Annotated in this window: 18 protein-coding genes; 8 read left to right on the top strand and 10 right to left on the bottom strand. The window is 71.5% G+C overall.

Features of this window, described 5'->3' with window-relative positions:
* A complete protein-coding gene (locus LG395_RS04005) occupies positions 1–2,523 on the top strand; it encodes an ATP-dependent Clp protease ATP-binding subunit (RefSeq protein ID WP_014674145.1) in 2,523 nt (840 codons plus the stop codon).
* Positions 2,524–2,644: 121 nt separating this feature from the next.
* Here LG395_RS04005 and LG395_RS04000 read toward each other — a convergent pair whose 3' ends face one another.
* Positions 2,645–3,259, bottom strand: coding sequence for an HAD family acid phosphatase (locus LG395_RS04000; protein ID WP_225808475.1), 615 nt, complete (start codon positions 3,257–3,259; stop codon positions 2,645–2,647).
* A 453-nt stretch (positions 3,260–3,712) separates the two neighbouring features.
* Here LG395_RS04000 and LG395_RS03995 point away from each other — a divergent pair, with 453 nt between their 5' ends.
* A complete protein-coding gene (locus LG395_RS03995) occupies positions 3,713–4,264 on the top strand; it encodes a M23 family metallopeptidase (RefSeq protein WP_171154029.1) in 552 nt (183 codons plus the stop codon).
* A 13-nt stretch (positions 4,265–4,277) separates the two neighbouring features.
* Here LG395_RS03995 and LG395_RS03990 read toward each other — a convergent pair whose 3' ends face one another.
* Complete coding sequence (locus LG395_RS03990; RefSeq protein ID WP_171154027.1) at positions 4,278–4,877, bottom strand: TetR/AcrR family transcriptional regulator; 600 nt, start codon at positions 4,875–4,877, stop codon at positions 4,278–4,280.
* Between the two features lie 125 nt (positions 4,878–5,002).
* Here LG395_RS03990 and LG395_RS03985 point away from each other — a divergent pair, with 125 nt between their 5' ends.
* From LG395_RS03985 to LG395_RS03975, 3 genes are all read left to right on the top strand, one after another.
* Positions 5,003–6,601, top strand: coding sequence for an MDR family MFS transporter (locus LG395_RS03985; protein WP_171154025.1), 1,599 nt, complete (start codon positions 5,003–5,005; stop codon positions 6,599–6,601).
* A gap of 103 nt (positions 6,602–6,704) precedes the next feature.
* A complete protein-coding gene (locus LG395_RS03980) occupies positions 6,705–7,181 on the top strand; it encodes a helix-turn-helix transcriptional regulator (protein WP_171154023.1) in 477 nt (158 codons plus the stop codon).
* The gene (locus LG395_RS03975) at positions 7,178–7,612 is read left to right on the top strand and encodes a VOC family protein (RefSeq protein ID WP_225808474.1); all 435 of its coding nucleotides are present in this window, start codon (positions 7,178–7,180) and stop codon (positions 7,610–7,612) included. Before LG395_RS03980 ends, LG395_RS03975 begins: the two co-directional genes overlap by 4 nt.
* A gap of 217 nt (positions 7,613–7,829) precedes the next feature.
* Here LG395_RS03975 and cseC read toward each other — a convergent pair whose 3' ends face one another.
* The 5 genes from cseC to LG395_RS03950 form a co-directional block, all read right to left on the bottom strand.
* A complete protein-coding gene (cseC, locus tag LG395_RS03970; RefSeq protein WP_225808473.1) occupies positions 7,830–9,227 on the bottom strand; it encodes a two-component system sensor histidine kinase CseC in 1,398 nt (465 codons plus the stop codon).
* Between the two features lie 13 nt (positions 9,228–9,240).
* Entirely contained in the window at positions 9,241–9,945 is a 705-nt protein-coding gene (cseB, locus tag LG395_RS03965) for a two-component system response regulator CseB (RefSeq protein ID WP_225808472.1), read from the bottom strand.
* A 62-nt stretch (positions 9,946–10,007) separates the two neighbouring features.
* Positions 10,008–10,661, bottom strand: coding sequence for a hypothetical protein (locus LG395_RS03960; RefSeq protein ID WP_225808471.1), 654 nt, complete (start codon positions 10,659–10,661; stop codon positions 10,008–10,010).
* Complete coding sequence (locus LG395_RS03955) at positions 10,649–11,188, bottom strand: SigE family RNA polymerase sigma factor (RefSeq protein WP_014674153.1); 540 nt, start codon at positions 11,186–11,188, stop codon at positions 10,649–10,651. The genes LG395_RS03960 and LG395_RS03955 overlap by 13 nt, the downstream gene beginning before the upstream one ends.
* A 370-nt stretch (positions 11,189–11,558) precedes the next feature.
* Positions 11,559–12,434 carry an HhH-GPD family protein gene (locus LG395_RS03950; protein ID WP_171154015.1) on the bottom strand — a complete coding sequence of 292 codons (876 nt, stop codon included), beginning with the start codon at positions 12,432–12,434 and terminating at the stop codon, positions 11,559–11,561.
* A gap of 181 nt (positions 12,435–12,615) precedes the next feature.
* On the opposite strand from LG395_RS03950, the gene LG395_RS03945 reads away from it, so the two are divergent.
* Positions 12,616–13,464: a hypothetical protein gene (locus tag LG395_RS03945; RefSeq protein ID WP_225808470.1), complete on the top strand. Its 849-nt coding sequence runs from the start codon at positions 12,616–12,618 to the stop codon at positions 13,462–13,464.
* Positions 13,465–13,566: 102 nt separating this feature from the next.
* Here LG395_RS03945 and disA read toward each other — a convergent pair whose 3' ends face one another.
* Both disA and radA read right to left on the bottom strand, forming a co-directional pair.
* Positions 13,567–14,691, bottom strand: a complete 1,125-nt coding sequence (gene disA / locus LG395_RS03940) for a DNA integrity scanning diadenylate cyclase DisA (RefSeq protein ID WP_171154011.1) — start codon at positions 14,689–14,691, stop codon at positions 13,567–13,569.
* Between the two features lie 80 nt (positions 14,692–14,771).
* On the bottom strand, positions 14,772–16,181 hold the full coding sequence (radA, locus tag LG395_RS03935; RefSeq protein ID WP_171154010.1) for a DNA repair protein RadA: 1,410 nt from the start codon (positions 16,179–16,181) through the stop codon (positions 14,772–14,774).
* Positions 16,182–16,403: 222 nt separating this feature from the next.
* On the opposite strand from radA, the gene LG395_RS03930 reads away from it, so the two are divergent.
* On the top strand, positions 16,404–18,431 hold the full coding sequence (locus LG395_RS03930; RefSeq protein WP_225808469.1) for a BACON domain-containing protein: 2,028 nt from the start codon (positions 16,404–16,406) through the stop codon (positions 18,429–18,431).
* 164 nt (positions 18,432–18,595) lie between these two features.
* On the opposite strand, the gene LG395_RS03925 is transcribed toward LG395_RS03930, so the two are convergent.
* Positions 18,596–19,429, bottom strand: coding sequence for a DUF3109 family protein (locus LG395_RS03925; protein WP_171154006.1), 834 nt, complete (start codon positions 19,427–19,429; stop codon positions 18,596–18,598).
* A gap of 71 nt (positions 19,430–19,500) precedes the next feature.
* Between LG395_RS03925 and LG395_RS03920 the strand changes: the two genes are divergently transcribed.
* The gene (locus LG395_RS03920; protein WP_171154004.1) at positions 19,501–20,433 is read left to right on the top strand and encodes a Ppx/GppA family phosphatase; all 933 of its coding nucleotides are present in this window, start codon (positions 19,501–19,503) and stop codon (positions 20,431–20,433) included.
* Positions 20,434–20,436: the final 3 nt, after the last annotated feature.

Below are 20,436 nucleotides of genomic sequence, written 5' to 3'. Positions count from 1 at the left end.
ATGTTCGAGAGGTTCACCGACCGCGCGCGGCGGGTTGTCGTCCTGGCTCAGGAAGAAGCCCGGATGCTCAACCACAACTACATCGGCACCGAGCACATCCTCCTGGGTCTCATCCACGAGGGCGAAGGTGTCGCCGCTAAGGCCCTGGAGAGCCTCGGCATTTCGCTTGAGGCGGTCCGCCAGCAGGTGGAGGAGATCATCGGTCAGGGCCAGCAGGCCCCGTCCGGGCACATCCCCTTCACCCCCCGTGCCAAGAAGGTCCTGGAGCTGTCGCTCCGCGAGGCCCTTCAGCTGGGCCACAACTACATCGGCACGGAACACATCCTGCTCGGCCTGATCCGCGAGGGCGAGGGCGTCGCCGCCCAGGTCCTGGTCAAGCTGGGCGCAGACCTCAACCGGGTGCGGCAGCAGGTCATCCAGCTGCTCTCCGGTTACCAGGGCAAGGAGACCGCCGCCGCGGGCGGCCCGGCCGAGGGCACCCCCTCGACCTCTCTCGTCCTGGACCAGTTCGGCCGGAACCTCACCCAGGCCGCTCGTGAGTCCAAGCTCGACCCGGTCATCGGGCGCGAGAAGGAGATCGAGCGGGTCATGCAGGTGCTGTCCCGCCGTACCAAGAACAACCCGGTCCTGATCGGTGAGCCCGGCGTCGGCAAGACCGCCGTCGTCGAGGGCCTCGCCCAGGCCATCGTCAAGGGCGAGGTGCCCGAGACCCTCAAGGACAAGCACCTCTACACCCTGGACCTCGGTGCCCTGGTCGCCGGCTCCCGGTACCGCGGTGACTTCGAGGAGCGCCTGAAGAAGGTGCTCAAGGAGATCCGCACCCGCGGCGACATCATCCTGTTCATCGACGAGCTGCACACGCTGGTCGGTGCGGGTGCCGCCGAGGGCGCCATCGACGCGGCCTCGATCCTGAAGCCGATGCTGGCCCGCGGTGAGCTGCAGACCATCGGTGCGACCACCCTGGACGAGTACCGCAAGCACCTGGAGAAGGACGCGGCCCTGGAGCGCCGCTTCCAGCCCATCCAGGTCGCCGAGCCGTCCCTGCCGCACACGATCGAGATCCTCAAGGGCCTGCGCGACCGGTACGAGGCGCACCACCGCGTCTCGATCACGGACGAGGCCCTGGTCCAGGCGGCCACCCTGGCCGACCGCTACATCTCGGACCGCTTCCTGCCGGACAAGGCGATCGACCTGATCGACGAGGCCGGTTCCCGGATGCGCATCCGCCGGATGACCGCTCCGCCGGACCTGCGCGAGTTCGACGAGAAGATCGCCGCCGTCCGCCGGGACAAGGAGTCCGCGATCGACTCGCAGGACTTCGAGAAGGCCGCGTCGCTGCGCGACAAGGAGAAGCAGCTCCTGGCCGCCAAGGCGAAGCGGGAGAAGGAGTGGAAGGCCGGCGACATGGACGTCGTCGCCGAGGTCGACGGCGAGCTGATCGCCGAGGTCCTCGCCACGGCCACCGGCATCCCGGTCTTCAAGCTGACCGAGGAGGAGTCCAGCCGCCTGCTCCGCATGGAGGAGGAGCTGCACAAGCGGGTCATCGGCCAGAACGACGCCGTCAAGGCGCTGTCGAAGGCGATCCGTCGCACGCGTGCGGGTCTGAAGGACCCGAAGCGCCCCGGTGGTTCGTTCATCTTCGCCGGCCCGTCCGGTGTCGGTAAGACCGAGCTGTCCAAGGCGCTCGCCGAGTTCCTCTTCGGTGACGAGGACGCGCTGATCTCCCTCGACATGTCGGAGTTCAGCGAGAAGCACACGGTGTCGCGTCTCTTCGGTTCGCCCCCCGGATACGTGGGCTACGAGGAGGGCGGCCAGCTGACGGAGAAGGTGCGCCGCAAGCCGTTCTCGGTCGTCCTCTTCGACGAGGTCGAGAAGGCCCACCCGGACATCTTCAACTCGCTGCTGCAGATCCTGGAGGACGGTCGTCTGACCGACTCCCAGGGCCGGGTCGTGGACTTCAAGAACACGGTCATCATCATGACGACCAACCTCGGTACCCGGGACATCTCCAAGGGCTTCAACCTCGGCTTCGCCGCCGCGGGTGACACGAAGACCAACTACGAGCGCATGAAGAACAAGGTGTCGGACGAGCTCAAGCAGCACTTCCGCCCCGAGTTCCTCAACCGCGTCGACGACGTGGTCGTCTTCCCGCAGCTGACGCAGGAGGACATCCTGCGGATCGTCGACCTGATGATCAGCAAGGTGGACGAGCGCCTGAAGGACCGGGACATGGGCATCGAGCTCTCCCAGTCCGCGAAGGAACTGCTGTCCAAGAAGGGTTACGACCCGGTGCTGGGCGCCCGGCCGCTGCGCCGCACGATCCAGCGCGAGATCGAGGACACGCTCTCGGAGAAGATCCTCTTCGGCGAGCTGCGCCCCGGTCACATCGTGGTCGTGGACACCGAGGGCGAGGGCGACGCCGCCACCTTCACCTTCCGGGGTGAGGAGAAGTCGGCGCTGCCGGACGTCCCGCCGATCGAGCAGGCCGCGGGTGGGGCCGGGCCCAACCTGAGCAAGGAGTAAGGGTCAGCCTCCGGCGGTCCAGCCGGACCAAGGGGCCGGTGCCTTCGGGCACCGGCCCCTTCGGCGTTCCCCGGGCGCGGTCGCGTGCGGATGGCGCGGTCCGTGCCGGACGCGTGCGGTCCTACGACAGCTGTCCGTCGTAGTCCGGCAGCTTGAAGGTCTTCTCGGCGTGGCCGCCGGAGAGGTCGGTGGCGCTGTTGCCGATGTTCGCGATGATCGTGTAGCCGTCGTTCTCGATGCCGACGCGCTGGGCGGTCTTGTAGGCGGCGACGTCCTTGAAGAGGTCGGCCAGGCCGCGCACACGCAGACCGGAGACGTCGTAGCCGTCGTGCTCGAGGTTGTACGCGGTGGGCCAGTACAGGACGCCGGGGCGGGCGGTGACGAAGAAGAGGGAGACGCCGTGCTCCTGGGCGTAGCGGGCGACGTCCAGGACGGGCCGGTTGGCCGGCTGGGGGTAGCTGAAGCCGAAGTCGGTCTCCAGCGTGGTGTTGTCGATGTCGAAGACGATCGCTTGCTTCTCGCCGGGCCCGGCGGCGGCGATGCGGTCCTTCAGGTACGGGAGGGCCTGGTCCATGACCGCCTGGCAGTCCCTCTGCCAGGTGGCGTGGTCGACCCCGGCGGAGGTGCTCGCAGCCCCCGTGGGGGCCGCTGTGGCCGCCGGGGCGGCCAGCGCGGCCAGGGCGGCCACGGAGACGGTGGTGACGGAGATGCGGCGCGCCCAGGGGCGTCTGGTCATCGTGGGGGTCCTCTCGCGTCCGAATGTCAGGGGCATGATCTGAGGCGAGGGTGGCGCGAGGGGAACCGTAGGGTTACCGGAGGGTAGGCGCCTAGAGGCCTGCGTCACATTTCTGCATTTCCCGACCAGAGATGCCGGTGATATGCGGCACAGGCGAAATGTCCGGTACTAGACGGGATAGTGGGATGCGCCTTATGGGCAAAACGGACAAAAAGGGAGGCTCTGCCATGCGGGGGCACGCCTGAGAAGTGCGTCGTCAGGGCCTTGCGCGCCCGAGGGTGCGGCTGTCAAGAAAGTAAGTGGTATGGCGGCGTCTACTACGTGATGCCGTACTTGGGGTGTTTTGGGCTTGATGGGTTGCTCGGTTACCAAGGAACAGCCGCCCCGGTGAAACGTCTCCATGGACGTCCGTACGCCGGGTGGCGGAAGTGTCTCCGAGTTCACGAGGTCCAGATGTTCCAGCGCTTCACGTCCCGCTCCTCCCGTTCGTCCTCGCTCCGTGCCCGTGTGACCGTCCTGGCTGCCGGACTCGGCGCCACGGCCGTGCTGGGTACCGGGGTCGCGAGCGCCGCCACCGCGTCCGCCGGCTCCTGGGTCGACCCGGTCAAGAAGTACACGCTCTCGGCGGGCTTCGCGCAGGCCGGCAGCCACTGGGCGCACAAGCACAGCGGCCAGGACTTCGCCGTGCCGACCGGCACCGAGGTCGTCGCCGCGCACGGCGGCACCGTCGTCAAGGCCGGCCCCAACGGCGCCGGTGACGGCCCGGCGTACGGCAACGCCGTCGTCATCAAGCACGGCAACGGCACCTACTCGCAGTACGCGCACCTGTCCCGCGTCGACGTGCGGATCGGCCAGGTCGTCGCGACCGGCCAGCACATCGCGCTGTCCGGCTCCACCGGCAACTCCACGGGTCCGCACCTGCACTTCGAGATCCGCACGACCCCGAACTACGGCTCCGGCATCGACCCGGTCCCGTTCCTGCGCGCCCAGGGCGTGAAGGTCTGACCTACGACAGGGCTCAGCCCTTCTCGCGGGCGTGCTCGTGCGCCTGCGCCACGAGGTCCATGGCGACTTCGAGAACAGCCTCGCGCTTCTTCTCGGAGTCGCCTTCGAGGTCCTGCATCACGAACATCCCGGCGTGCAGCGTGAACATGGCGCTGACCGAGCGGACCTGGTCGACCAGTTCCGCCTCCGGGTCGATGAGGATGTCGCGCAGGCCGCGCATCCGGTCCTTGAAGGTGTCGCCGATGCGCAGTTCCCGGACCGTCGCCTGGTTCTCCTGCATGAAGCGGAACAGCGGTTCCGCGCCGGCCAGCGCCTCGCTGTAGCGGCGGACGATCTCCTGCTTGGTCTCCAGGGTGTGCGGCTGCCGTCCGCCCCACTCGATCAGGTCCTCGATCGGCTTCGTCAGGTCCGCGAAGAGGCTGACGATGATCTCTTCCTTCGTCTTGAAGTGGTAGTACAGGGCCGCCTTCGTGACGTCGAGACGCTCGGCGATCTCGCGCAGGGAGGTCTTCTCGTAGCCCTGCTCCGCGAAGAGTTCGAGCGCCACGTCCTGGATGCGCTGGCGGGTGTTGCCGCGGCGCTGCTGCTTGGTGCCGTCCATGGTGAGGCCCATCCTCGTACTCCTCGCGCTTGCGCGAAAACTTACTTGACGCCCGGCTAGTAGCGGGTCTACCTTCCGCAGTGTAGTAACTAGCCGGGCGGCAAGTAAGTAGTTGCCGCAGGGGGAATGGGAAGACGATGGCGGACACGGTCGAAAGTGTCGTAGCTGAGGGCAAACAGCCCCAGAGTGCTGCCGAGGGCAAACAGCCCCGGAGCGTGCGGGTGGTACTGCTCGCACTGATGATCGCGATGATGCTCGCGATGCTGGACAACATGATCGTCGGTACGGCGATGCCCACGATCGTGGGCGAGCTGGGCGGCCTGGAACACCTCTCCTGGGTCGTCACCGGCTACACCCTGGCCACCGCGGCCTCCACCCCCATCTGGGGCAAGATCGGCGACATGTACGGGCGCAAGGGCGCCTTCCTCAGCTCGATCGTGATCTTCCTGCTCGGCTCCGCGCTGAGCGGCATGGCCCAGGACATGGGCCAGCTGATCGGGTTCCGTGCCGTGCAGGGCCTGGGCGCCGGCGGTCTGATGGTCGGCGTCATGGCGATCATCGGCGACCTGATTCCGCCGCGGGAGCGCGGCAAGTACCAGGGCATGATGGCCGGCGTGATGGCGCTGGCGATGATCGGCGGCCCGCTCGTCGGCGGCACCATCACCGACAACTGGGGCTGGCGCTGGGCCTTCTACATCAACCTGCCGCTCGGCGCCGTCGCCCTCGCGCTGGTGACCGCCGTACTGCACCTGCCGAAGAAGCGCTCCAAGGCCGGCATCGACTACCTGGGCGTGCTGCTGCTCACCGTCGGCATCACCTCCATTGTCCTGGTCACCACCTGGGGCGGCACCGAGTACGCCTGGACCTCCGCGCGGATCATGGAGCTGACCGGCATCGGCGTGGCCGCGCTGGTCGGCTTCGTGTTCTGGCAGACCAAGGCCGCCGAGCCGGTCGTGCCGCTGCACATCTTCAAGAGCCGCAACTTCACCCTGATGTCGGTCATCGGCTTCATCACCGGCTTCGTGATGTTCGGCGCCACCCTGTTCCTGCCGCTCTACCAGCAGGCCGTGCAGGGCGCCTCCGCCACCAACTCCGGACTGCTGCTCCTGCCGATGCTCGGCGCGATGCTCGTGACCTCGATGGTCGCCGGGCGGGTCACCACCAACAGCGGCCGGTACAAGATCTTCCCGATCGTCGGCGGCGTCCTGATGACCGTCGGCCTGTACCTGCTGTCCCTGATGGACACCGGGACCACCCGCCTGACCTCCGGTCTCTACATGGCCGTGGTCGGCGCGGGCATGGGCTGCCTGATGCAGATCACCATGCTCGTCGCGCAGAACAGCGTCCAGATGAAGGACATGGGCGTGGCGTCCTCCTCCACCACCCTGTTCCGTACGCTCGGCTCCTCCTTCGGCGTGGCCATCATGGGCGCCCTGTTCAACCACCGGGTCCAGGACGTCATGGCCGAGCGGGCCGGCGCGGCGGGGGCCAGGATGACCGAGCAGTCGGCGCAGCTGGACGCGAAGAGCCTCGCGAAGCTGCCGGCGGTGGCCCGCGAGGCGTACCAGCACGCGGTGTCCTCCGGCACGCACTCGGCGTTCCTGCTCGGTGCCGGGATCTCGGTGCTGGTGCTGATCGCGGCGCTGTTCGTCAAGGAGGTGCCGCTCAAGGGCGGTCCCAAGGCCGCCACGGAGGGTGCCGACGCGGCGCCGGTCACCGTGGTCGAGGCCGTCTGAACCAGCACGAGCCCGAAGGCCCCGGCGCGCGTCCGCAGCGCCGGGGCCTTCGGCCGTTCCCGGCCCGGGCCCCGGTGTCAGACCCCCGTGCCACCATCGGCTCATGGACAAGATCCGCCGCCTGCGGCTGGCCAAGGACGCCATGGACCGGGACTGGGCCGACCCGGTCCTCGACCTGGACGCGGTGGCGGCGCACGCCGGGTACTCGCGGTACCACTTCCTGCGCGCCTTCAAGGAGGCGTACGGCGAGACACCCGGCCAGTACCTCACCCACCGGCGGATCGAGCGCGCCGAGGAGATGCTGCGCACCGCCAACCTCACGGTGACCGAGATCTGCACCCTGGTCGGCTTCAGCAGCCTCGGCACGTTCTCCGCCCGCTTCAAGGCCCGCACCGGCCTGACCCCGAGCGAGTACCGTGCGCGGCACGTCGGCCGCGGCGCCGCCCTCATCCCCGGCTGCTACGCCATGCTCTGGGCCGGCGGTTTCAACACCGCAACATCGGAGAAGCGCGCCGCGCCCGGTCCTGCCTACGGTGACGAGCGGGAACAGCAGCCTCGCGACAGGAGAGCGCAGCCATGATCAAGGGCCTGGCCATCAGCACCGTGTGGACCACCGACCAGCAGCGGACGAAGGCCTTCTTCACCGAGAAGCTGGGCTTCGAGGTGCGCACCGAGCTCGCCCTGGGCGACATGCACTGGATCACCGTCGGCGCCAAGGACCAGCCCGACCTGGAGCTGGCGCTGATGAGCCTGGACGGACCGGGCCTCGACCCCGAGTCCCGCGAGGCGCTGAAGAAGCTGGTCGCCAAGGGGACACTGGGCGCCGGGGCGTTCCACACGGACGACTGCCGCGCCGACTACGCCGCCTTCACGGCACGCGGAGTGGAGTTCATCCAGGAGCCCAAGGAGCGTCCGTACGGCATCGAGGCGATCTTCCGTGACGACAGCGGCAACTGGTACTCGCTGACCGAGCGCAGCGAGGAGCTGGACTTCTCCAAGGACTTCGGGTGACCGGCCGGGCGGCCGCGCTCCCGGACCACACGGCGGTGCGGGTCGCCCGTCCGGCCCGGCGCCGGGCCTGGACAGCGAGCCCGGATCGGCGCGGCGGTCCCAGGATCGGGTCTCCCGGTGAGGGCTGAGCCCCGGCGACGGTCCCGGATCGGGTTTCCCGGTGAGGGCTGAGCCCCGGTGACCCGGATCGGGCTTTCCGGCGGGCCGTGAGCCGCCCTCACGCGTCCCGGGTCGCGCGGCGAGCGGGGCCCGCGGACGGCAGCGACGTGCCGCCGGACGCGGGCAGCAGCGGATAGCTGCCCGTGTTGGTCGGAGCGTGCTCAGGCAGCCACAGGACGGCCACCGCACCCTCCGCGGGAACACCGGCGGGCGCTCCCGCGGGCCGTACGTTGCGGAACGTCAGCCGGGCGCCCAGCACCCGCGCCTGGCCCGCCGCGATGGTCAGGCCGAGGCCGTGGCCCTGCCCGGCGCGGTCCTTGCTGCCGGTGCGGAACCGGCTCGGCCCCTCGGCGAGCAGTTCGTCCGGGAAGCCGGGGCCGTGGTCGCGGACCCGGATGACCCGCCCCTCCACGGTGACCTCGATCGGCGGCCGGCCGTGCCGGGCGGCGTTGGCGAGCAGGTTGAACAGCACCCGCTCCAGCCGCCGCGGGTCGGTGGTGACCTCCGACTCGTGCACCACCCGTACGGCGATGTCCGGATCCTTGGCCGCCACCCGGCGCGCGACGAACTCGCCGAGCATGATGTCCTGCAACTCCGCCCGCTCCGAGGCCCCGTCCAGCCGGGCCACCTCCAGGACGTCCTCGACCAGGGTGCGCATGGCCTTGGCCCGATCCAGGACCAGCTCCGTGGGCCGGCCGGGTGGCAGCAGCTCGGCCGCCGTCAGCAGACCCGTCACCGGGGTGCGCAGCTCGTGCGCGATGTCGGCGGTGACCCGCCGCTCGGCCTCCAGGCGCTGCCGCAACGCGTCCGCCATGGCGTCCACCGCGCGCGCGAGCTCGTCGGTCTCGTCCCGTACGACCCCGCCGATGGCCTCCTGCACCCGTACGTCGGTCTCGCCGGCCGCGGCCTGGTTCGCGGCGGCAGCCGCCTTGCGCAGCCGGCGGGACAGCTGCGCGCCGATCAGCACGCCCAGCGCGCTGCCGCCGAGCACGACCGCGACCGAGCCGATGATCAGGGCCTGGTCCAGGTCTCCCAGCATGTCGGTGCTGCGGTCGGGCAGATGGCTGTGCAGGGACAGCACATGTCCGTCCTTCACGGGTACGGCCGCCCAGATGTCCGCCACTCCGTGGTGCTCGGAGACATCGCTGGCCCGGCGGCCCCGCTCGACCTTCTCGCGCAGCGCGGCCGGCAGTCCGGGGTCGTCGACCCTGACGTAGGGGAAGACCGGCCCCCGGTTCAGCTCGTAGTTGCGCTGGGCCATCAGCACCCGGTCGTTGGCCAGCTCACGCGCGTTGTCCAGCATCGAGACGCGGGCCGCGTTGTGCACGACCAGGCTCAGGACGATCGCCACCAGCCCGGCCACCAGCGCGATGGCCGCGCTGACCTTCCACCGGAGCCCGGTGCGCAGGCCCGCGCGCTCCATGCGCCGGACCGGATGCCGAAGAATCCCCCGCATGCCGCCGCTCCGCTCAGGCCTTCAGCTTGTAGCCGAAGCCGCGGACCGTCTCGATCCGGTCCTGGCCGATCTTCTGCCGCAGCCGCTGTACATGCACGTCCACGACCCGGGTGTCACCGCCCCAGCCGTAGTCCCACACCCGCTCCAGCAGCTTGTCGCGGGAGAGCACGGTGCCCGGAGCGGCGGAGAACTCCAGCAGCAGCCGCATCTCGGTCGGCGTCAGCGCCACCGGCTGCCCGGCCCGGCGCACCTCCATGCCGTCGGTGTCGATCTCCAGGTCGCCGAAGGCGAGGGTGCCGCCGCCGTCCGCCGGCACGGCCTCCTCCGTCTGCGCGGACCCGCCGGCGTGTCCGAAGCGGCGCAGCACCGCGCGGATCCGGGCGACCAGCACGGCACCGTCGAAGGGTTTGGTCACGTAGTCGTCGGCGCCCGCCTCCAGCCCCAGGACCACGTCGATGGAGTCGGCGCGCGCCGACAGCATGATCACCGGCACGGTCGACTCGTCGCGGATCCGGCGGCACAGGCTGACGCCGTCCAGGCCCGGCACCATGACGTCCAGCAGCGCGATGTCGGGGCGGTCGGCCCTGAACGCCTCCAGGCCCGACAGGCCGTCGGGCATCGCGGTGACCGCGAAGCCGTCCCGCTCCAGCGCGAGCTGGGTGGCCTCGCGGATGACGTCGTCGTCCTCGACGAACAGGACGTGGGTCTGGTCTGCCATCCCGGTGCTCTCAGTCTTCGTGGGGTAGGTGCGGCGGTCGGGTGTGCGAGGGTGCGGGGCGGTCAGCTGTCCGGTACGGGTGTCGGGCCCCCGCCGGCCGACTTGCTGTACTCGTTGCGCGTCGGCTTGCCCTGGGCGAACCGTCCGGCCTTCCAGGTGTACGGGGTCACGATCTCACCGGACGGGCTGGAGATCGGGTCGCCCTTCTCGTAGTACTGCCTGGTCACCGACAGGACGCCCTGGTCGATCTCCGCGTAGACCGGGGACTCCTCGCTCTTGAAGACGCTCCGGAACGAGCCGCCGGCGTCCCGGTACACGTACGAGCCGATGCCCACGGCGTCGGCGCAGGTCAGCACGTTGATGACGACGTCGTCCACCGGGGCCCCGGTCAGATTGCCGTAGGAGACGTCGACCGGGTACTCATCGCCGTTGCACGGTTTCAGCTCGCGCTTGACCGCCGGCGACACCTCGGGATCGCTCTTGACGAGCGCCACCGGGTCGACCCGCCGGTAGTTCTCGGACGGGCTGGGGGAGGGAGAGGCGACGGCCCCCGCCATCGCCGAGGCGTGTGCCGGGCCCTCGTCCCGTGCGCCCGTGCCCCCGCTGCCGCACGCGGCGAGGAAAAGGGCGGGGGCGGCGAGCGCGGCCCCCACCGCGATCACCGCCTGTGTACTGCCTCGGGCCCGGTCGGGCCCGGCCCCGGTCAGGCCGCGCAACGCTCCCGCTCCTCACGCTCCAGAGCGCGTGCGTCCAGATCGCGGGCCTCCAGCTCCTCACGGAGCCGGGCGAGCGCCCGGTGCAGCGTGCTCTTGACCGTACCGGCCGACATGCCGAGGGCAGCGGCCGTCTCCTCAGTGGACATCTGCTCCCAGTGTCGCAGCACCACGACACTGCGCTGCTTCGGAGCGAGCACCTTCATGACGTCCATCAGCAGGGCCCGGTCGGCGTGCTGCTCGGTGGAGTCCTCGACGGAGGCGTCCGGCAGCTGCTCGGTCGGCACCTCCTCCAGCTTGCGCGCCCGCCACCACTCGGTCCGCGTGTTGATCATGACACGGCGCAGATAGGCGTCGGCCAGGCGCTTGTCGGCGATGCCCTCCCAGCGGCCGTACGTCCGCACCAGCGCCGTCTGCAGCAGGTCCTGGGCGTCGACCGGGTCCGGGACCAGCCGACGGGCGCTGCGCAGCAGCGCGTCCTGCCGGCTGCGGACGTACTCCTCGAATTCGAGCACCTCGCCCTGCGCCATGATCGACCGCCTCCGTTCCCCGTTGTGCTTCCGGCCCTTGCCCGAAGTCCCGCTCTCCCCGCGCCCGGTGGTCCGCCGGGCACGCAGAAGAAGCTACGGAGTCGTTGTCACGGAGCTGTGCGGACCAGCCTGCGGCTGGCAATCGGCTATCCGTCGGTTGTGTAACGGACGGAGGAACTGGGTAATGCCGGCAAGGGATTTGTATCGCTATGGGGTGATTTGTCCCATCGGGTTCTTCGCAACGGAGGCCGGACGCCGGTGACTTGGCCGTGGGTAACGGCTGTGACTTGGCCGTGGGTAACGGCTGTGAACCGGCCGTGGGCAGCGGCTGTGGCCCGGCCGTGGGTGACGGTTGCGGCCTGGCAGCGCGTCAGCCGAGCGGCAGCCGGTAGAGGCCACCCGGAAGGGGCTCCACCAGACCGTCCGCGACCAGTCCGTCGAGCGCGCGCGCCCGCTGCACCGGCTCGTGCCACACCCGGTCCAGCACCGCCTGCGGCACCGGCGCGTGCGCCTCCCGCAGCACGGCCAGCAGCTTGCCCCGTACCTGCCGGTCCGTGCCGGCGTACGTCTGTCCGCGGCGCGGCGGACCCGCGTGCTCCGGCTTGCCCGCGAGCCGCCAGGCGCACTGCGCGGCGATCGGGCACCGCGCGCACCCCTCGTTCTTCGCCGTGCACACCAGCGCGCCCAGCTCCATGGAGGCGGCGGCCCACCGCGCGGCGGTCCGCTCGTCCTGCGGCAGCAGCTCCCGCGCCAGGCGCCGCTCGGCGGCCGTGGTCGCGTTCGGCGGGTACTGCACCCCGGTCACCGCCCGTGCGAGCACCCGGCGCACATTGGTGTCCAGCACCGCGTGCCGCTGCCCGTACGCGAACGAGGCCACCGCGGCGGCCGTGTACTCACCGATGCCGGGCAGCGCGAGCAGTTGCGCGTGATCCGTCGGTACGTCACCGCCGTGCCGCTCCGTTATGGCGACCGCGGCACCGTGCAGGCGCAGCGCCCGGCGCGGATAGCCGAGCCTGCCCCAGGCGCGCACCGCCTCGCCGGGTGCCTCCTTCGCCAGGTCGGCGGGGCGCGGCCAGCGGGCCAGCCACTCCTCGTAGACGGGCAGCACCCGGTTGACCGGGGTCTGCTGGAGCATGAACTCGCTGACCATCACGCCCCACGGGCCCGCCTCCGGGCGGCGCCAGGGGAGGTCGCGGGCGTGGATGTCGAACCAGGCGATCACGGGGGCGTGCAGCTTCTCAGTCATGGCCCTTCCGATCCTGCCACGGGTTGGCGGGCCCGATGGGTGACCGCACGCTCACCGAGCGTGGCGGAACGGGAAGGGCCGTGCCGTTCGCGGCAGTTACCGGGATGATGATCCGGAAAAGTTCACGTCGGCGCGGCGGGTGGCGCGAGCAAGCGCGGCGATCTCTCGTACAGTTTGCGCCGTGGGATCTCTGCGCAATCCGGTCGGGCCGCTTCCCTCCTCCATCTACTGGCGTCGGAGGGCCGTACTGCTGTCCGTGGTCGCCCTGTTGGCGCTGGTGATCACATTGATCGTCACCGCCGGCGGCGGAGGCGGCAAGAAGAACGCCGACGGGTCCAACGGCAAGAATCCCACGCACACCATCACACCCGGACCGAGCTCGTCCGGCCCCGCCATCAGCCAACACCCGGGCGGGCGCGACGAGTCGGGCGGCGCGAACTCTTCCGGCTCCGGTTCCGGTTCCGGCTCCGGTTCGGGCTCGGGTTCCGCATCCGGAGGGGACGGCGGTCCGGCCGGTGGCTCCTCGGGCTCCGGTGGCTCCTCGGGCTCCGGGGGCGGCTCGGGTTCCGGTACGGCGTCCGGCGGCGGCGTCGGTGCGGGCGACGCGCTCCCGGCGTCCTCCACGCTGCCCGACTGCACGTCCGCAGCGGTGTCGTTGAGCCTGCGCAGCGTGCGCAACTCCTACTCGCCGGACCAGACGCCGACGTTCGAACTCACCGCGAAGAACGGCTCGTCGGCCGACTGCAAGGTGGACCTCGGCCCGAAGAAAGCGGTGTTGACGGTCACGCCCGCGGACGGCGACGACGCGTTCTGGTCGTCGGCCGACTGCCCCGGGGGCGCGGGCAGCCTGGTGTTCCGGGTGCCCGCCGGCCACAGCATCACCTACACCGTGAAGTGGGACCGCAAACCGAGCGAGGCCCACTGCGCGACGCCCTCCGCGGGTTCGGCCAAGCCGGGCACGTACCTGCTGGAGGCCAAGACCCCGGGCTTCGGCAAGACCCAGGCGTCGTTCGTGCTGTCGGCGGACTGAGGACGGAGGCGGCGCGGGCGAGTCGTCGTCCACGCCCGTCGTGGCCGGTCGCGCAGTCGCCGTACGCCCTGCGGTCCCGAGCTCCCGGGCGCCGGCCGGACCTCAGACGTAGCGCTCGAGGATCGACGACTCCGCCAGACGCGACAGCCCCTCCCGCACGCTCCGCGCGCGGGCCTCGCCGACCCCGTCCACGGTCTGCAGGTCGTCGACGCTCGCGGCGAGCAGCTTCTGCAGGCCCCCGAAATGCTCCACCAGCCGGTCGATGATGGCGCCGGGCAGCCGCGGCACCTTGGCCAGCAGCCGGAACCCGCGCGGGGACACCGCCGAGTCGAGCGTCTCGGGGGACCCCGTGTAGCCCAGCGCCCGCGCCACCGTGCCGAGTTCGAGCAGCTCGGAGTGGGTCAGCGCGTCCAGCTCGGCCAGCGCCTCGTCGACCGTGCGGGACCGCTTGGCCGTGGGCTCGGGCACGTAGTCGCGGACGACCAGCGAACGGTCGGGTTCGACACCGGCGATCAACTCCTCCAACTGGAGGGAGAGAAGACGGCCGTCCGTGCCCAGCTCGACGACGTACTCGGCGATCTCGGTGGCGATACGGCGGACCATCTCCAGCCGCTGCGCGACCGCCGACACGTCCCGGACCGTGACCAGGTCCTCGATCTCCAGCGCGGACAGCGTGCCCGCGACCTCGTCCAGCCGGAGCTTGTACCGCTCCAGGGTCGCCAGCGCCTGGTTCGCGCGGGACAGGATCGCCGCCGAGTCCTCCAGGACGCGCCGCTGACCGTCCACGTAGAGGGCGATCAGCCGCATCGACTGGGAGACCGAGACCACCGGGAAACCGACCTGCTTGCTGACGCGGTCCGCCGTGCGGTGCCGCGTGCCCGTCTCCTCCGTCGGGATCGTCGCGTCCGGCACGAACTGCACGCCCGCCCGGAGGATCTTCGACAGGTCCGACGACAGCACGATGCCGCCGTCCAGCTTGCACAGCTCCCGCAGCCGGGTCGCGGTGAACTCGACGTCCAGCACGAAGCCGCCCGTGCACATCGCCTCGACCGTCTTGTCCGAGCCGAGGACGATGAGCCCGCCGGTGTTGCCGCGCAGGACGCGCTCCAGGCCGTCACGCAAGGCCGTACCGGGTGCCACGGCACTCAGCGAGGCGCGCATCAGGCCATCGGAACCGGCACTCCCACCGGACTTGCCGGGAGCTGCTGCCCGGTCGTTGGCTGCCACTGCACTCCTCCGGTCGCAGGTTCTGACGCGCCCCCGCACCCGCACTCGGTTCGTACGGACGGGCGAGACCTGGGCAAAGTCTACCGGCGCTCCTCCGCCTCCCGTGGGGCCTCTCGGCGACGGGAGCGCGGCAGGACCCGGAGCGCGTCACCCATGTCGGCGACTTCCAGGACCTTCATGCCGGGCGGCACCTTCCCCGGATCGGCCGGTACGAGCGCGTGCGTGAAGCCCAGCCGGTGCGCCTCGGCGAGCCTGCGCTGCACGCCCGTGACCCGTCTGACCTCGCCCGCGAGCCCGACCTCGCCGATCGCCACCAAATTCTTCGGCAGGGGGGTGTCGCTGGCGGCCGAGGCGAGGGCGAGCGCGATGGCGAGGTCGGCGGCGGGCTCCGACAGCTTCACGCCGCCGACCGTGGCCGAGTAGATGTCCCGCTTGCCGAGCGCGCTGATCCGGCCGCGCTGCTCCAGGACGGCCAGCATCATCGACACCCGTGAGGTCTCCAGCCCGGACGTCGTACGCCGCGGGGAGGGGATCTGGGAGTCGACGGTCAGCGCCTGCACCTCGGCCACCAGCGGACGGCGGCCCTCCAGGGTGACGGTCAGGCAGGTGCCCGGGACCGGCTCGGCCCGGCGGGTCAGGAACAGGCCGCTGGGGTCGGCGAGACCCGTGATGCCCTCGTCGTGCAGCTCGAAGCAGCCCACCTCGTCCGTCGCCCCGTACCGGTTCTTCACGCCCCGCACCAGGCGCAGGCGCGCGTGCCGGTCGCCCTCGAAGTGCAGGACGACGTCCACCAGGTGCTCCAGCAGGCGGGGCCCGGCGATGGCGCCGTCCTTCGTGACGTGGCCCACGAGCAGCGTGGACATGCCCCGCTCCTTGGACGCCCGGATCAGCGCGCCCGCCACCTCGCGGACCTGGGCCATGCCGCCGGGCGCGCCCTCGATCTCCGGGGAGGCCACCGTCTGCACCGAGTCGAGGATCAGCAGGGACGGCTTGACCTCGTCCAGGTGGCCGAGGACGGCGGACAGGTCGGTCTCGGCGGCCAGATAGAGGTGGTCGTGGAGCGCGCCGATGCGGTCGGCGCGCAGCCGCACCTGGCTCGCCGACTCCTCGCCGGTCACATAGAGGGTGCGGTGCTCGGCGTCGGCCGCCTTGGCGGCCACGTCCAGCAGCAGGGTGGACTTGCCGACGCCGGGCTCGCCCGCGAGCAGGACGACCGCGCCGGGCACCAGGCCGCCGCCGAGCACGCGGTCCAGCTCCGGCACACCCGTCGAACGGGCGGTGGCCTGCCGGCCGTCGACCTGGCCGATGGGCAGCGCGGAGCTGGTCACCCGGCCCGGGGCCGTGGTGCGGACCGCGGGCGCGCCGTACTCCTCGACCGTGCCCCAGGCCTGGCACTCCGGGCAGCGGCCGAGCCACTTGGCCGTCTGCCAGCCGCACTCGGTGCAGCGGTAGGACGGGCGGTCCTTGGTCGTCTTGGTACGGGCAGCCATGCGGAGAACCGTAGCCCGCAGCACTGACAACGGGGCCTGCGGTCGGGTGCGCGGGAGCGGGGAGCACGTGTGGGTGAACCGTTCTCGGCCACCGCCCACCGGAATCCAGTCGCGGAACAAAGGGTTCCTGTCCCCTTATGAGGGATCGTTTCACCCGTACGGATTAAAAGTGCTCAAGGTTCCAGAAGGGGCACTCCGCAGCCGCCTACGGTCGCACGGGTGATGAGGAGCAGTCCGGAGACGACCACCCGCACGACAGGCGCGCACCGGGCGCATCGCGGGGCACGTGAGGCCCGTGACGCACGACGCGAGGCGCGCGAGAACCGTGAGGAGAAGGAGGCGCGCGACCGCGCCGCCGCGCGCACCGTCGCCCAGCGCACGCCGGCGCGTTACGAGCCGTACCTGGACGGCCTGTTCACCTACTGCCTGTCCGTCCTGTGCGACCACGACACGGCCACCGCCGCCCTCGGCGACGTCCTCGCCCTGGCCGAACGGCGCGGCCACCGGGCCCCCGGTGCGCCCGGCGACCGCAGGGCCTGGCTGTACGCCCTCGCCCGCTGGGCCTGCCTCCGCAAGCTCGCCGAGGCCAAGCAGAAACGTCAGGCCACGCACGCGGCGGGGCGTGGCGGGCCGGGCGGCGCCGGAAAGGGGACAGGCGGGCCGCCCGGGGCTCAGGAGGCCGCCGGGCCGGGCAGGGCTGCGGGGCCGGCCGGGCTCGCGGGGACAGGAGGGTCATCCGGATCGTCGGGGCCGCTGCCGGGGGCGCACGGGTCCCCCGAGTCACCCCGATCTCCTGGGTCCCCTGGATCTCCCGGACCCACGGCATCTCCCGCGTCCGCCGGACCCCGCCCCGCCGTCCAGTGGCCCTCAGGCGCCGACGGGAGAGCCCGGACTCCCGGGTCCGCCGGTAAGGAGCCCCCCGCTGACAAGCCCCCCGCCGAAGAAGCCCCCGCGTCGGCCGCCCTCCCCCTGGAGGTCCAGGAGCTGCGGCGGCGTGAACTGGCGTTGCTGGCCTGGCCGGAGGCCGCCGGCACCACGCCCGAGCAGCGCGAGGCCCTGGAACTCGCCGTCCGTCACCACCTCGCCACCCACGAGGTCGCCGCCGTCCTCGGCATGGAGCCCGCCGCCGCGCGGGAACTGCTCGCGTCCGCCGCCTGCGAGGTCGAGCGCACGCGCGCGGCCCTCGCCGTGGTCGAGACGGGCGGCTGTCCCAGCGTGGCCCACCTCACCGGCGACAACCGGCTGGTCCTGAGCGCGGCGGTGCGCCGCGAGCTGGTCCGGCACGTCGACGACTGTCCGCGCTGCCGCCGCACCGCCGAGCGCGCGGTCCCCGGCCACTGGCCCGGCGCCACGGTCACCCCCGCCGAGCTGCCCGTCCTTCAAGCCCCGCGCGCGGCTCTGGCACGCCACCCGCGCGCGCGAGGTGCGGCCGTGCCCCGCTTCGACCGGCGCGGCTTCCCGATGGACCCCAAGGACCGCGCGGCCCGCCGCGACCGCATCCGCGCGCGGGCGGTCACGACGACGGTCGTGGCCACCGTGGTCGCCGCGCCGGTCCTCGCCCTCTGGGCCGCCTACCGGAGCGGGCCGGCCGGGGAGGACGACGGGCGCTCGGCGACCGCGCGCGAGGCGCAGGGCCCCGAGGCGCTGGGCGGCGACACGTCCGGCGGCTACGAGAACGCGGGCAACGCCAGCGTCAAGCCGGGCGTCCGCATGGGCAGGAACGGCAAGGCGGACGTCTCGGTGGAGGTCGTCAGCGTCGGCGGCACGGGCGCCAAGGGCGCGGGGCAGCTGGAGGTGAGCGCCGCCAACGACGGCGACACGACCCTCATCACCCTCACGGCGTCCGGCGCGTCCGAGGTCCGCTGGTCGGTGTCCACGTCGGCCGGCTGGCTCTACTTCAGCCAGTCCTCCGGAACCCTGGAGCCCGGTCGGACGTTGACGGTCAAGGTGTACGTCGACCACCTGCGCGAGCCGTCCGGCCACTGGCACGCGCAGGTGGCGGTGGCACCGGCCGGCGCGGTCGTCTCGATCGACGGCTATGGCACGGCACCGAGCCGCCCGACCCCGCCCCACGCCTCACCGACACCCCCGTCGTCCCCGCCGAGCACACCGCCCACCGAGCCCCCGGCCACACAGTCGCCACCGCCCACGGACCCGACGCCGACCCCGACGACCTCGTCCCCTTCCGACCCCCCGACGCCGACTCCCACGCCGACCGACACCGAGACCCCGACCCCGGCGGACAGTTAGGGCCTCTCGTTCGGCTGGTGCCGGGCTCGGGGGCCCTGGCACTGCTGCCCGATTTGGGCTGATCCGGCCTGATCCGGCCTGATCCGGACGAAGGACCCTGGGCGGTGACCGGCAGGGCGGAATCCGTCAGCCGGGCGAGCCGGGTGAGCCGGCGCAGAAGGCCGTCACGAGGCTCCCGGGTCGGCCGGGTGGGGCGCCACCAGGGGCAACCGCGACGCCAGCCGCGCTTCGCACAGCTCGACCAGACGGTCGTACGCCGCCTTGCCCATCAGCTCCGTCAGCTCGGCCCGGTAGGACACGTACACCGGCTCGCCCGCGCCGTGCGCCGACGTCGCCGAGGTGCACCACCAGTGCAGGTCGTGCCCGCCCGGTCCCCAGCCCCGGCGGTCGTACTCCCCGATGGACACCTGGAGCACCCGCGTGTCGTCCGGCCGGTCGATCCAGTCGTACGTCCGCCGGATCGGCAACTGCCAGCACACGTCCGGCTTGGTCTCCAGCGGCTCCCGGCCCTCCTTCAGCGCCAGGATGTGCAGCGAGCAGCCGGCCCCTCCCGGGAAACCCGGACGGTTCTGGAAGATGCACGACCCCTGGAACGGCCGCGTCTGCCGGGAACCCTCCTCGTCCTCGGAGACCCACCCGCCCCGCGTGCCCTCGTCATGGTGCTGCCAGAGCTCCGGCGTGAGCCGCGCCACGTGCCCGGCGACCCGCTTCTCGTCGTCCTCGTCGGAGAAGTGCGCCCCCAGCGAGCAGCACCCGTCGTCCGCGCGGCCCGCCTGAATGCCCTGGCAGCCACTGCCGAAGATGCAGTTCCAGCGAGAGGTCAGCCATGTCAGATCACAGCGGAAGACCTGCTCGTCGTCCGCCGGGTCAGGAAACTCCACCCAGGCCCGGGCGAAGTCGAGCCCCTTCTCGTCGCCCATCAGCGCCTCCGCGGTGGTTTTGGCAGTCTTGCGACCTTTGTCCGCCTTGTCGGCCTTCGCCTTTTTCGTCTTTGGCACCCGTCCAGGGTAAGTGGCCGGGTGCCGCATCGGGGACCGAGGACGGACGTTCTGGCAGTAGCGTTCCGTACATGAGACTCGGTGTCCTGGACGTGGGTTCGAACACGGTGCACCTGCTGGTGGTGGACGCGCACCCCGGCGCGTGCCCGTTGCCCGCGCATTCGCACAAGGTCGAACTCCGGCTCGCCCAGCTCCTCGACGACAGCGGTGCCATCGGCGACGCAGGCATCGACCGGCTGATCGCCGTCGTCCGGGACGCGCTCCAGGCCGCCGAGGACAAGGGCGTCGAGGACCTGCTGCCGTTCGCGACCTCCGCCGTCCGCGAGGCCACCAACGCCGACGACGTCCTCGCGCGCGTGGCCGACGAGACCGGTGTACGGCTCCAGGTCCTCAGCGGGGCCGAGGAGGCCCGGCTCACCTTCCTCGCCGTCCGCCGCTGGTTCGGCTGGTCCGCGGGGAAGCTGCTGGTCCTGGACATCGGCGGCGGCTCCCTGGAGATCGCCTTCGGGATGGACGAGGAACCGGACGCGGCCGTCTCCCTCCCGCTCGGCGCAGGCCGCCTCACCGTCGGCTGGCTGCCCGGCGATCCGCCCGCCCCCGAGGACGTCCGCGCCCTGCGCCGCCACGTCCGCACGGAGATCGCCCGCACGGTCGGCGAGTTCAGCCGCTTCGGCGCCCCCGACCACGTGGTCGCCACCTCCAAGACCTTCAGGCAGCTCGCCCGCATCGCCGGCGCCGCCCGCAGCGCCGAGGGCCTCTACGTCCAGCGCGAACTCAAGCGCGAGTCACTGGAGGCATGGGTCCCGCGCCTGGCCGGCATGACGGTGGAGCAGCGCGCCGAACTCCCCGGAGTCTCGGACGGCAGGGCCGGCCAGCTCCTCGCCGGCGCCCTGGTGGCCGAGGGCGCGATGGACCTCTTCGGCGTGGAGAGCCTGGAGATCTGTCCGTGGGCCCTGCGCGAGGGCGTCATCCTCCGGCGCCTCGATCACATGGGTTCCGCCTAGCGC

Origin of the sequence: Streptomyces spinosus (genome assembly GCF_020400655.1) — a bacterium.
GTDB lineage: Bacteria > Actinomycetota > Actinomycetes > Streptomycetales > Streptomycetaceae > Streptomyces > Streptomyces argyrophylli.
Note: the sequence above shows the minus strand (reverse complement) of the source record. Positions and strands in the feature narration are given on the sequence as shown.

Coding starts and splice junctions, on each gene's coding strand:
- LG395_RS03990 (WP_171154027.1), bottom strand. CDS start 4,877: ATGGGCCTCACCATGGACGGCACCAAGCAGCAGCGCCGCGGCAACACC.
- radA (WP_171154010.1), bottom strand. CDS start 16,181: ATGGCTGCCCGTACCAAGACGACCAAGGACCGCCCGTCCTACCGCTGC.
- LG395_RS04000 (WP_225808475.1), bottom strand. CDS start 3,259: ATGACCAGACGCCCCTGGGCGCGCCGCATCTCCGTCACCACCGTCTCC.
- cseB (WP_225808472.1), bottom strand. CDS start 9,945: ATGGCAGACCAGACCCACGTCCTGTTCGTCGAGGACGACGACGTCATC.
- LG395_RS04005 (WP_014674145.1), top strand. CDS start 1: ATGTTCGAGAGGTTCACCGACCGCGCGCGGCGGGTTGTCGTCCTGGCT.
- LG395_RS03980 (WP_171154023.1), top strand. CDS start 6,705: ATGGACAAGATCCGCCGCCTGCGGCTGGCCAAGGACGCCATGGACCGG.
- LG395_RS03955 (WP_014674153.1), bottom strand. CDS start 11,188: ATGGCGCAGGGCGAGGTGCTCGAATTCGAGGAGTACGTCCGCAGCCGG.
- LG395_RS03975 (WP_225808474.1), top strand. CDS start 7,178: ATGATCAAGGGCCTGGCCATCAGCACCGTGTGGACCACCGACCAGCAG.
- LG395_RS03950 (WP_171154015.1), bottom strand. CDS start 12,434: ATGACTGAGAAGCTGCACGCCCCCGTGATCGCCTGGTTCGACATCCAC.
- LG395_RS03985 (WP_171154025.1), top strand. CDS start 5,003: ATGGCGGACACGGTCGAAAGTGTCGTAGCTGAGGGCAAACAGCCCCAG.
- LG395_RS03920 (WP_171154004.1), top strand. CDS start 19,501: ATGAGACTCGGTGTCCTGGACGTGGGTTCGAACACGGTGCACCTGCTG.
- LG395_RS03995 (WP_171154029.1), top strand. CDS start 3,713: ATGTTCCAGCGCTTCACGTCCCGCTCCTCCCGTTCGTCCTCGCTCCGT.
- cseC (WP_225808473.1), bottom strand. CDS start 9,227: ATGCGGGGGATTCTTCGGCATCCGGTCCGGCGCATGGAGCGCGCGGGC.
- LG395_RS03930 (WP_225808469.1), top strand. CDS start 16,404: ATGAGGAGCAGTCCGGAGACGACCACCCGCACGACAGGCGCGCACCGG.